Origin of the sequence: Pseudomonas sp. R3-57, from assembly GCF_051132065.1 — a bacterium.
In the GTDB taxonomy this organism is placed as follows: domain Bacteria; phylum Pseudomonadota; class Gammaproteobacteria; order Pseudomonadales; family Pseudomonadaceae; genus Aquipseudomonas.
On record NZ_CP071655.1, the window covers coordinates 5,745,094 to 5,757,456 of the forward strand.

Sequence of the window (12,363 nt, forward strand, 5' to 3'; positions counted from 1 at the left end):
TCCGGTGGAATGGGGGGCTAAAAACCCGCGCAGTTTACAGGGAGTCTGAAAACCTAGCGAGCGAAGACGCCCGCTAACGTGCGTCGGGGCGTATTTGCCTGCATCAGACGTGATTGTCGGTGGAGAGTTCAGGTGACGGATTTAGCGTAGACCGGTTCGGGACTATTGGTGCCTGGCTGATGCGCCAGTTTGAAGATTTTTGTAGGCTGGAAGACCGCTATCGCGAGCAGGCTCACTTCTACAAGAACCGCATTCCACATGAAGAAATGCGGTCACTTGTGGGAGCGAGCCTGCTCGCGAATGGTGCGCAGCGCCAGCCCTTCTCAGGTATTGGCGGGCGGCTTGCGCAACAGGCTGAACGCCATCGCTCCGAGAAACACCACGCTCAACAGCAATACCGCCCACAGTCCGATCTTCTTCCAATTGGTCCCGGCCACCGCCGCCGTGGTCGCCGTCGAGGTCTGTGTCACCACGGCTTCGCTCTGCACAGAAGCCTTGCCCAGCGTCGCCAGCATCTGCGGTTTGAAATCAGGAATCAGCGTGGTCAACGGCAGGTTAGCTGTTTTCACCGTGGCATTGCCCAGCGCGAGGCTGTACGGCCCATCGCCCCGTGCGAGGAAAATCACCTGCGTGGCGCGCACCGCGTATTTCAGATCCGGCGCCTGCTCACCCAGCCCACCACCGCGTTCGTCCACGGTCAGCTTCAACTGCTGCACGGTCTGCCCGGCAAGGGGGATTTCGTTCTGCACCACGTCCTGATTGTTCTGGGTCAGGCGGTACAACAAGCCGCTGCTCAGCGTCTGCCACGGCAAACTGCTGTCGCGGCGGCCGGCCAGTGTCACCGGCGCCAGACTGTTCGGTTGTTTCAGTTCAACCTGCACGCGCTCGACGTTCAACCCCATCGGCAGCTGCCAGGTGTATTCCCCGACCTTGGTGCTGCTGCCGGCCACGGTTTGTGACCAGACCAACGGCAACGGTAAATGACGCGGATCGCTGCTTTTCAGTTGCGCCGACGTAAGGATTGGCGCTGAACCCGGCGACTCCCAGAGCAGGCGCACATACCGCGCGGCCTGCCCCGGCAGGGTCACTTCGTGCTGTTCGATACGCTCATCGGAGAAGGTCAGCCGTGCGACCTGGCCATCGCCCCACGCCTGCCAGTGTTGCAAATCGTCGCTGGCTTCGATGCTGAAACGCTGGAAGCCGTCGCGCTCGCTGGTCCAGTCGAGGATCAACTGTTGCAACGGCGCCTTGATCGCGCTGGCATCGAGCAGCCAGCCACGCAGCACTTCCTCCCCGGCCTCCAACTGACTGGACGGCTGCACTTCGACGAGCGTGCCATTAGTGGTCGATTGCACGCGCACGTTGGGCGCGCGCTCGCTGGCATCGACGGCGTTGTACAGCGGGAACCATTTGACGTCGTGCAACTGACCGTCATCGCGGGTCTGCGCGGATTCGCGGGCCAGCGCGTAGGCCTGCGGTTCGCCCGCGGCGTTGAACACGCGCAAGTCACCGAGGTCAGTCTGGCGTGCTTGCAGTTGCACGCTAAGCGGCAATTCGAGGCGATACCACGGGCCGTTGCCGCTGACCGACAGCGGCACCTGCGTGGCGAAGTCCGCGGGTTTTTCCTGGGCGCCGGCAGCCATCACCACGCCCAACGCCAACCAACCCAGATTCAGCATGCGACTCAAGAGACAACTCCTTCGGTTTCCGTGGCGGGCTTGTCCGCCGCCGGTTCGGCTTCAACGCGCTTGGGCGGCAACGGGGCAAAATAGCCCACCACCAGCAGCAACACGCCGACGCCGATAAACGAGACGATCCGGGCGAGGCCGCCACGGTTGCTCAGTTCGACAAAAATCAGTTTTGCCACCACCAGCGCAATCAGCGCCGCGCCGATCAGCCACACTTCGCGGCGATGGCGCAAATGACCGCCGATCATCAGCCCCAGCGCCATCAGCGTCCAGACGATCGACAACCCGGCCTGCACCAGCATCGAGGCGAGCAGCGTGTCCAGTTCGAAGGGGATGCCAGCCCAATGGTGCGCAGCGCGGGTCACCAGCGCCGTGCAGAAGGCAAACAGCGAAACCCCGGCGATCAGTTGCGTGGCGTAACCGGCGTAGTCCCGGCGGATGGACAGTTGCGCCAGCGCACTGCGCGACCACACATAAACGCCGAACAGGGCAAACAGCAGCCCCAGCTCCAGAGGGTTGAGCAGCGGCACATACGGCAGCGGTTCGGCGTTGCCATCGCTGACACCGTTGGCCAGCCAGAACCACGCCAGCATCAGCACGGCCAGCGGCGCAGCGGCGTACAAACGGTACTCACGAGCAAATGCCGCCACCGGCCACGGCCACGTGCGCGGTGCCGCTGCGAGCAGCAGATAGACGCTCGGCAGAATCGCCCAGCCCAGCCAGCGCCACGCGTTGTACTGCTCGGACAACAGCAGCAGACCGTAACGCAACTCCAGCGCCAGCACGCCGATCAGCAGCCAGCAGCCGAGTACATGTGCGGTACTCAAAGCGCGGGCCGGGAGCATCGGCGCGAGGCGGCGCAGGCTGAAGAAATGCACGGCAAATACCGCCGCCCACGCCAGCCAGCCGAAGTCGGCCGCCGGGTGATAACGCGACTGCCATGCGCTGAGCAATACCAGCGCTGCCGCCGGAATCAGCAAGGTGCAAAGCAAGCCCAGCGCCGGCCATTTCAGCCGCAGTGACGCCAGCGTCCACAGCGCCACGCTGAGCGCCGCGATCAACAGCAACAGCGTCGCTTGCAGATTGGCCGGGGCAAAACGCAGCACCTCACTGACCCACGCCAGCGCCCACCAAGCGGCGCCCCACACCAGCAACAATTCCGACAAGCGCTGCAAACTCAACGCATCAAATGCCGAAGCATGGTTGCCCAGTTGCAAGCGCCACGCGCCGATCATCGCCGCCAGCCCCAGCACCAGCGGCGTCCAGAATCCGCCATGGCCCAGCGGTTTCAAGCCTTCACTGGACAACGGTCCCAGCAGCTCCGGGCCAGCCAGCAAAAATGCAGCGCCCCCGATCACCTGCAACAGCAAGCCAAAAACGAAGCTGACGCGCTGCTGCAAATACAGGCTCAGCCAGATGATCAGCAAACCACTGGCCGCCCACACCGCACTCGCGGTTTGCCACGGCAGGACAAACAGCACGGCCAGATTGATCAACACCAGGCCGGCCAGCAGCACCACTGACAGACCGCGCAGCAGACGCACGTCGCTGCGCACCATGTCATCGCGCGCAGCCAGCAACATGCCGGCGATCAGTGCCAGACCGATCAGCGATGCGCTGAGCAATCCGCTCCAGCCCGCGCTGAACACTGCTGACGAATCCTCGCCCGCGCCTTGCAGGCGTAACAGGAACAACGCGCCGCCGAGCAATTGCACCGCAAACGCACTGAACAGGAACGTGCGCGATTGTATGCGCAGACCGACCCACAACGTCGCCAGACCGGCCAGCGCCCAACTGATCGCCGTGCCCTGGATGAAAAAGAACAACGGGGCCAGCAGATACAGGCACGTCAGGCCCAGACTCGCCAGCACTGGCAACGCCTGGCGCTCCCACGGCGCGGTCTGCTCCGCTGCCGCTTTGCGCAATTGATAGAAGCTGAACAGCAGCGCACCGCCAAGCATCAACGCGCCCAGTGGCGCACCGTCGAGCAAACTGTTTTCGCCAATGCGCAATTCACTGAGGAAGGCCAACGCCGAGCCCAATTGCAGCAACAGTGCAAAGGCCCGCGCGAACGGTCGCTGCTGGCGCAGGCCAAGCCAGAAAATCCCCGCCCCTTCCACGGCCCATGCCGCTGACGTCCAGCGCGCATCGAGCCCCAACGGAATCGCCAGACTGGCAAAAATCACCCCGAGCGCCAGACAGGTTTCGCCCAGCAACACTGCGCGCCCACCTATCAATACCCTGGCCAGCGCCATATAGAGCAGTCCCAGCGCCAAGGCACTGAACGCCGCCGCGAATTCCAGGTGCTGGACGATGGCAAACTGCAAACCGAAACCAATGATCGGCGGGCCGAACAACATCGTGCCGTCGACGTAATCGCCCTTGCGCGCCGACCAGCGCAACAACGCCTCGCGATCGGCGTCCGCCGGGGTATCGCTCAGGTCGAGCAACTTGCGTCGGGCAAACAGCAAGCCGATGCCCAGGTACATCAGGAAAAACAGGATCAGGAACGGCTCGGTGCTCCACAACAGCTCCGGACCATAGGAACGCAGCCCCCAGGCGAACCCGATGCCAAAGGTGCCCACGAAGCCGATCAGATTGAGCAGGCGCCAGGCCTTGAACCAGGCAATCGCCAGAATGCCGGCGTTGAGCAGGGCGAAATAACTGAACAGCGCGACGTGATTGCCTTCCCCCGTTGAAGTCAGGATCGGCGCAGCAAAACCGCCCAAGGCTGCCGCAGCGGCCAGCCCCAAGGCATCCTGAGTGATTGCCAGAATGGCCGAGAACACCGTCACCGCCACCAGCAGGCCCAGCGCGGCGGAAGGATCGAGCAGCGGATGCAAGCGCATCGCCGCGAACACCGTCAGGTACAGCACCGCGATCCCGGTACCCTGCAGCATCAACGCATAGTGTGTGTTGCGCCGGCGCAGCCACCAGCCCAGCGCAAGCAGGCCCAACGCGGCAGCCGCAACCCCGGCGTAACGCAACTCGATCGGCACCACCATGCCTTCGGTGGCGTAACGCAGCAAAAACGCCAGACCGAAAAACAGCAGCACCACGCCCACGCGCAGCACTGTGTTGCCACCGAACAGCCAGTTGCGTGCCGCACTGATGCCACGCTCAATCAGGTTCGGCCCACGGGGTTCGGCAGGTATGTGCGGTTCACGAGGGGCCGGTTCGGCGCGCCAGACATCGTCCGGCAGCGGCTGGCTGGTTTCACGGGTGGCGGCGGTGATCGGCTCGAGTTCGGGCGGCAGTTCCCAGATCAGTTCAGGCGCCGCGGCTTGTTCGAAGACTTCGACAGACTCGGCTACCGGCTCGGCGACGGGCGCAGGAGGCGGCGGTGGCGCCGCATGAAGCGGCGCGCCTTCGAGCAGAAACAGCCGCTGCTCGACGCCTTGCAAGGCGACTTTGGCTTGTTCGAGTTGCTGCTGTTGCGCAGCCGTGAGTTTACCGAGCCGCGCGATGCGCATCGTCTGCGCAATCGCCAGCCCGAGCAGCGCGCCCAACAGCGCAGCGCTGAACGACTCGTCGAGCAGTCCACCGAGCACCAGCCCGATCAACATGAACATCCATTGCATGGTCGATATCCCTAAGCAGCCCCGGGGCGGGGCGAGTCCGGCGATGGCTTCAGTCTAGGCACAAACCCCGTGGGAGCGAGCTCGCTCGCGAAAGCGCTTTGTCAGTCAACATTTCTGTTTAATGTGACAACGCTATCGCGAGCAGGCTCGCCCCCACAGGGCATGAGTAGTGACTGATGCATCCGGTAACCGGCGCTCAGTATATCGATCCGGCCCAACAAACGTTGGGCCTTGCGCAGATTTGTTGCGGAAAGTTACTCCAGCGCTTTCCAGATATCGGTGGCGTACTCGCGAATGGTCCGGTCAGACGAGAACCAGCCCATGCGCGCCGTGTTCAACACTGCCGAACGCCACCAGTTGTTGGAGTCGTGCCAGTGCGCTTCCACGCGTTTCTGCGCTTCCCAGTACGAATCGAAATCGGCGCAGACCAGGAAACGGTCGTAGTCGATCAACGAATCGATCAGCCCGGTGTAGCGCGAGGTATCGTCGGGCGAGAACACGCCGCTGCGGATCGCTTGCAGCACATCGTTCAGACGATGCGACGCGGCGATGTCCGGCAAGGCGCTGAACTCGTGGTTCTGTTTGCGCGCTTCAACCTGCTGCGCACTGAGGCCGAAGATAAACATATGCTCGGCACCGATGCGCTCGGCCATCTCCACGTTGGCGCCATCGAGGGTGCCGATGGTCAGCGCGCCGTTGAGACCGAACTTCATGTTGCTGGTGCCCGACGCCTCGAAACCGGCGGTGGAAATCTGCTCGGACAAGTCCGCCGCCGGAATGATGCTCTCCGCCAGGCTGACGTTGTAGTTGGGCAGGAACACCACCTTGAGCAAGCCGCGTACCGTCGGGTCGTTGTTGACCACCCGGGCGATGTCGTTGGTCAATTTGATGATCAGTTTGGCCTGGTGATAACTCGCTGCGGCCTTGCCGGCGAAGATTTTCACCCGTGGCACCCAGTCGACTTCCGGCTCGGCACGAATCGCTTGATACAGCGCGACGGTGTGCAGCAGGTTAAGCAATTGACGCTTGTACTCATGGATGCGTTTGACCTGCACGTCGAACATCGCCGCCGGGTTGACGGCAATACCGAGGCGCTCGTGAATCAGGTAGGCCAAGGCTTTTTTGCTGTGCAGGCGTTGTTCGGCAAACGCTTTGCGGAACGCGGTTTTCTCGGCGAACGGCTCCAGTTCGAGCAGACGCTCTTCGGGATGATCGAGGATCTCCGGGCCCACAGCATCGACCAGCATCGAGGTCAGCTCGGCGTTGGCCTGGAACAGCCAACGGCGGAACGTAATGCCGTTGGTCTTGTTGTTGATCCGCTCCGGGTAGAGTTTGTGCAATTCGGCGAAAACGGTTTTGCGCATCAGTTGCGTATGCAGCCCGGACACGCCGTTGACGCTGTGCGAACCAAGAAACGCGAGGTTGCCCATGCGCACCCGGCGGCCGTTGTCTTCTTCGATCAGCGACACCGCGCGCAGCACGTCGAAATCATGAATGCCCTTGGCCCGCAGCGAGTCGATGTGCTGGGCGTTGATCAGATAAATGATCTGCATGTGCCGCGGCAGCATGCGTTCCATCAGGCCGACCGGCCAGGTTTCCAGCGCCTCGGGCAGCAAGGTGTGGTTGGTGTACGACAGCGTGTCGACCGTTACCTGCCATGCCGCATCCCACGCCACGTCGTAGACGTCGACCAATTGACGCATCAGTTCGGCGACGGCAATCGACGGGTGGGTATCGTTGAGCTGGATAGCCGCATGATCACCGAGGGTCAGTACCGAGGTGTGCATGTTGCGATGACGGCGCAGCAGATCCTGCAGCGACGCGGCCACAAAGAAGTATTCCTGACGCAGGCGAAGTTCCTGGCCTGCTTCGGTGCTGTCCGCCGGGTAGAGCACGCGCGAAATACTTTCGGCGCGAGCTACTTCGGCCACGGCACCGAGGTGGTCACCGGCGTTGAAACGCTCCAGGTGCAACTCTTCCATGGCACGCGCACGCCACAGCCGCAGGGTGTTGACGCTGGCGCCGCGCCAGCCGACCACCGGGGTATCATAGGCAATCGCGCGCACGGTTTCCGCCGGCGACCAGACCTGACGGGTCTTGCCGTTGGCGTCGGTGACGGTTTCGACGCTGCCGCCGAAGCCGATCGGGTACACCACTTCCGGCCGCTCGAATTCCCACGGGTTGCCGAAATCCAGCCAGTGTTCGGTCTGCTCTTGCTGCCAGCCATCGACAATCGCCTGACGGAACAAGCCGTGCTCGTAACGAATGCCATAGCCGTGACCGGCGATGCCGAGGGTCGACATGCTTTCCATGAAGCACGCCGCCAGGCGCCCGAGGCCACCGTTGCCGAGCGCTGCGTCGGGTTCCAGCAAACGGATGCGCTCCAGATCGACGCCCAGTTCGGTCAACGCCTCACGGGCGACGTCGAGCAGGCCAAGGTTGCTCAGGCTGTCGTAGAGCAAGCGGCCGATAAGGAATTCCAGCGAGAGGTAATACACCCGCTTCTGACCTTTGCGGTAGATCTGCCGGGTGTGGTCCATCCAGTGTTCGACCATGTGATCACGCGCCGCCAGGGCGATGGCTTCGAACCAGTCATGGTCAAAGGCGTGATCGGGATCCTTGCCCACTGCATAGGTGAGTTTGGTCAGGACGGCGTCGCGGAATGCGGCCACCTCTGCTTCGCGAACTAGTGGTTCTTGAGTCATCAATAGGACCTCGAGCGAGCGGGGAATTGTCTGAGCCTAGACGGTCTGACCGACGGTAACGGCTCTGGTTCGGCTGTATTTCCGGAGACTGTGAGGTGGTCCGGCATAACCTTGGCGGATGAACCAATGAATGCAGGGGCCGTGCCGAGTTGCCCGGCAAAGTGTCGGCATCGAGAAAAATCTGGCGAAAGGTTGTTCAAAAATCCACCAGTCCCGGTATGATCGCGCGCCCTGATGCATACACCTCTGGTAACTCCCGATGATGAAACCCAACCTGATCGCCGCCGCCGAGATTGATCGTCTCGATACGTGGGCCAAATATTCGGCGCCGATGTGCGGCTCGTGCATGTCCAGCTGCTGCACGTTGCCGGTTGAGGTGAAGATCAAGGATCTGGTGCGCATCGGTGTGGTCGACGAGTTCGAACTGGGCGATCCGCCGAAGAACATCGCCAAGCGTTTGCAAAAGGAAGGCCTGGTCGAGCGTTTCAATCAGAAGTCGGGAATCTTCACCCTACAGCGCATGAGCAACAACGATTGCTATTACCTGGATCGTAAGAGCCGCCTGTGCACCATTTATGACAAGCGCCCGGACACCTGCCGCAACCACCCGAAAATCGGCCCGCGGCCGGGCTATTGCGCGTACAAGCCGAAGGAAGTCGAGCGCGTGCAGAATTTCCGCGCGATCGAGAAGTTCTGACCGCACCTGATCGTTCCCACGCTCTGCGTGGGAATGCAGCCCGGGACGCTCCGCGTCCCTTCTGAAGCCGAACGCGGAGCGTCCGTTGAGGCATTCCCACGCAGAGCGTGGGAACGATCAATACGACCCAAAACCCTGTGGGAGCTGGCTTGCCAGCGATGGGGCCAGCAAAAATATCGTTTAAACCCCAGACAAACAAAAACGCCCCCGGTCTCGCGACCGGGGGCGTTCTTCATACCGAAGCTAGATTACGCCTTGGCTTTCTTGGCAGCGCGGGTACGCTCGCTTTCGTCGAGGATCTTCTTGCGAAGACGGATCGACTTAGGCGTGACTTCGCACAGCTCGTCTTCCTGGATGTATTCCAGAGCCTGTTCCAGAGTGAAGCGAACAGGTGGGACCAGAGCGATGGTTTCGTCTTTACCCGAAGCGCGCATGTTGTCGAGCTTCTTGCCTTTGGTTGGGTTTACACCCAGGTCGTTGTCGCGGCTGTTCTGACCAACGATCTGACCGTTGTAGATCTCCTGGCCGTGTTCGACGAACAGCTTGCCGCGAGCCTGCAGGGTTTCCAGCGAGTAGGTCAGTGCCTTGCCGGTTTCAACCGAAACCAGAACGCCGTTCTGACGGCCGGACATGTGGCCCGACTTGACGGTGTCGTAGCGATCGAAGATCGAGGTCAGGATGCCAGCACCGTTGGTCAGGGTCAGGAACTGGTTACGGAAACCGATCAGACCGCGAGCAGGGATGTTGTATTCCAGACGAACACGGCCCTTGCCATCCGGCACCATGTTGCTCAGGTCGCCTTTACGCAGACCCATCTCTTCCATCACCTTGCCCTGAGCTTCTTCAGGGATGTCGATGGTGACGTTTTCGAACGGTTCCTGCTTCACGCCGTCAACTTCACGGATGATCACTTCAGGACGGCCCAGGGCCAGTTCGAAGCCTTCGCGACGCATGGTTTCGATCAGTACCGAGAGGTGCAGCTCACCACGGCCGGAAACCTTGAACTTGTCAGCCGAGTCGCCTTCTTCAACGCGCAGTGCAACGTTGTACAGCAGCTCTTTGTCCAGACGGTCCTTGATGTTACGGGACGTCACGAACTTGCCTTCTTTACCGCAGAATGGCGAGTCGTTTACCTGGAAGGTCATCGAAACGGTTGGCTCGTCAACGGTCAGCGGCTTCATCGCCTCGACGGTGTCCGGGTGGCACAGGGTGTCGGAGATAAACAGCGAATCCATACCGCTGATGCAAACGATATCGCCTGCTGCAGCTTCTTCAACGTCGATGCGGTGCAGACCGTGGTGACCCATCAGTTTCAGGATACGGCCGTTACGGCGCTTGCCGTCGGCACCGATCGCCACAACCGGGGTGTTCGGCTTGACGCGACCACGAGCGATACGGCCAACGCCGATAACACCCAGGAAGCTGTTGTAGTCCAGAGCGGAGATCTGCATCTGGAACGCGCCATCACGGTCAACGGCCGGAGGCGGAACGTGGTCGACTACTGCCTGGTACAGCGGAGTCATGTCTTCCGCCATGGCGGTGTGGTCCAGACCGGCAATGCCGTTCAGGGCCGAAGCGTAAACAACCTGGAAGTCCAGTTGTTCTTCGGTAGCACCGAGGTTGTCGAACAGGTCGAAGATCTGGTCCAGAACCCAGTCCGGACGCGCGCCTGGACGGTCAACCTTGTTGATCACCACGATTGGACGCAGGCCGGCTTCGAAAGCCTTCTTGGTCACGAAACGGGTTTGCGGCATAGGGCCGTCTTGAGCGTCAACCAGCAGCAGAACGGAGTCGACCATCGACATTACGCGTTCAACTTCGCCGCCGAAGTCGGCGTGGCCCGGGGTGTCCACGATGTTGATGTGGTAGCCGTTCCAGTTGATGGCGGTGTTCTTCGCCAGAATGGTAATACCGCGCTCTTTTTCCTGGTCGTTGGAGTCCATCACGCGCTCGTCGTTGAGCTCGTTGCGCTCCAGAGTGCCGGATTGACGCAGGAGTTTGTCTACCAGGGTGGTCTTACCATGGTCAACGTGGGCGATGATGGCGATGTTGCGTAGATTTTCGATCACTTGTGTATCTCGATCAGAGGATTCGGTTTGCTGACAAGTCTTGGCAGCGATTAGCAGTAGTGTCCGGCATGGCCGTTACAGCTTGACGGCGGTGTCGGGGGGCCGGTGACGCAGGCCACAGGCAAACAGCCCCGGGCACTTAGCTCGGTCGATAAACGCGCACATTGGCATGCCCCTCACTGAGCAAATGGTGAGCATGCAGGCGACTCATCACGCCTTTGTCGCAATACAGCAGGTACTGGCGAGTCGGATCCAGCTCCTTGAAACGAGCGTTCACTGCATAGAACGGCATCGTCTGTACTTCTACGCCAGCGAGTTCCAGCGGCTCATCCTCGGCGGCATCCGGGTGACGGATGTCGATCACGATCTGGCCGGCCAGGGCTTCGCTGACTTCTTCAATCTGTACGTCCTGGCCCAATTCGTCGATCACCCGATCGATTGGCACCAGTTTGGCGTTGGCGAGCGCACGCTCGAGTACCGCCATGTCGAATTGCTGCTCTTCGTGCTCAACCCGACCGCGTTTGGCGGCGGTTTTCGGGTTGACCGAAATGACCCCGCAGTATTCCGGCATGTGCCGGGCGAAATCGGCAGTGCCGATCTCGTTCGCGGTGTCGATGATGTCCTGTTTGTGCGCAACGATCAGTGGGCGCAGGACCAGTTTGTCGGTCACGCAGTCGATCACCGACAGGTTCGGCAGCGTCTGGCTCGATACCTGGGAGATCGCTTCGCCGGTGACCAGCGCATCAATATGCAGGCGCTCGGCGATGTTCGACGCCGCGCGCAACATCATACGCTTCAAAATCACGCCCATATGACTGTTATCGACTTTGCCGAGAATTTCGCCCAGCACTTCTTCGAACGGAACACTGACAAATAGCACGCGTTGCGAACTGCCGTACTTCTTCCAGATGAAATGCGCGACTTCCATCACGCCCAATTCGTGGGCACGCCCGCCCAGATTGAAGAAGCAGAAATGCGTCATCAGGCCACGGCGCAGGATCTGATAGGCCGCAACGGTCGAATCGAAACCGCCGGACATCAACACCAGCGTCTGCTCCAGCGCACCGAGCGGGTAGCCGCCGATGCCGTTGTGCTGGCTGTGGATGACGAACAACCGTTTGTCGCGAACTTCGATGCGGACTTCGATTTCCGGCGCTTTCAGGTCGATTCCGGCCGCGCCGCACTCGCGACGCAGCTTGCTGCCGATGTATTTTTCGACGTCCATCGAACTGAACGTGTGCTTGCCGGCGCGCTTGCAGCGCACCGAAAAAATCTTCCCGGTCAGGGCCGCGCCGTAATGCTGTTTGCACTTCTCGGTGATGTCGTCGAAGTCGCCCAGCGGGTACTCGTCGATCTGCAGAAAATGCGCGATACCCGGCATGCAGGTCAGGCGCTCGCCCATCTCTTTCAAGGCTTTGGGGTCGGTAACGCGGGTTTCCAGCTCGAGATTGTCCCACACGCCGTTCACCACCACTGCCGGGTCCAGGTCGCGGAGCACGGTGCGGATGTTCTTGGCCAACTGGCGGATGAACTTCGTCCGGACAGGTCGGCTTTTGATGGTGATCTCGGGGAAGACTTTTACGATTAGTTTCATGAAAACAGCGCGCGAACGGCCAGCCGAAA

At 61.1% G+C, this 12,363-nt stretch carries 6 protein-coding genes; 1 reads left to right on the forward strand and 5 read right to left on the reverse strand.

The genetic code is table 11. From position 1 onward, the window contains the following. Positions 1-323 precede the first annotated feature (323 nt). The 3 genes from J3P93_RS25765 to J3P93_RS25775 form a co-directional block, all read right to left on the reverse strand. Positions 324-1,688, reverse strand: a complete 1,365-nt coding sequence (locus tag J3P93_RS25765) for a DUF3999 domain-containing protein (protein WP_434593291.1) — start codon at positions 1,686-1,688, stop codon at positions 324-326. After that, positions 1,685-5,269: a DUF2339 domain-containing protein gene (locus tag J3P93_RS25770; RefSeq protein ID WP_434593293.1), complete on the reverse strand. Its 3,585-nt coding sequence runs from the start codon at positions 5,267-5,269 to the stop codon at positions 1,685-1,687. The genes J3P93_RS25765 and J3P93_RS25770 overlap by 4 nt, the downstream gene beginning before the upstream one ends. 254 nt (positions 5,270-5,523) lie before the next feature. Continuing rightward, the gene (locus J3P93_RS25775) at positions 5,524-7,974 is read right to left on the reverse strand and encodes a glycogen/starch/alpha-glucan phosphorylase (RefSeq protein ID WP_090280262.1); all 2,451 of its coding nucleotides are present in this window, start codon (positions 7,972-7,974) and stop codon (positions 5,524-5,526) included. A 259-nt stretch (positions 7,975-8,233) separates the two neighbouring features. Here J3P93_RS25775 and J3P93_RS25780 point away from each other — a divergent pair, with 259 nt between their 5' ends. Next, positions 8,234-8,671, forward strand: a complete 438-nt coding sequence (locus J3P93_RS25780) for a YkgJ family cysteine cluster protein (protein WP_025110918.1) — start codon at positions 8,234-8,236, stop codon at positions 8,669-8,671. A 248-nt stretch (positions 8,672-8,919) separates the two neighbouring features. Here J3P93_RS25780 and typA read toward each other — a convergent pair whose 3' ends face one another. Together typA and thiI are read right to left on the reverse strand one after the other, a co-directional pair. Continuing rightward, entirely contained in the window at positions 8,920-10,740 is a 1,821-nt protein-coding gene (gene typA, locus J3P93_RS25785) for a translational GTPase TypA (RefSeq protein ID WP_101156749.1), read from the reverse strand. Positions 10,741-10,879: 139 nt separating this feature from the next. After that, positions 10,880-12,334, reverse strand: coding sequence for a tRNA uracil 4-sulfurtransferase ThiI (gene thiI / locus J3P93_RS25790; RefSeq protein WP_434593298.1), 1,455 nt, complete (start codon positions 12,332-12,334; stop codon positions 10,880-10,882). Positions 12,335-12,363: the final 29 nt, after the last annotated feature.

Excerpts from the sequence above, each read along its gene's own strand:
- J3P93_RS25770 (WP_434593293.1), bottom strand. The coding sequence starts at position 5,269 with ATGCAATGGATGTTCATGTTGATCGGGCTGGTGCTCGGTGGACTGCTC.
- J3P93_RS25775 (WP_090280262.1), bottom strand. The coding sequence starts at position 7,974 with ATGACTCAAGAACCACTAGTTCGCGAAGCAGAGGTGGCCGCATTCCGC.
- J3P93_RS25780 (WP_025110918.1), top strand. The coding sequence starts at position 8,234 with ATGATGAAACCCAACCTGATCGCCGCCGCCGAGATTGATCGTCTCGAT.
- thiI (WP_434593298.1), bottom strand. The coding sequence starts at position 12,334 with ATGAAACTAATCGTAAAAGTCTTCCCCGAGATCACCATCAAAAGCCGA.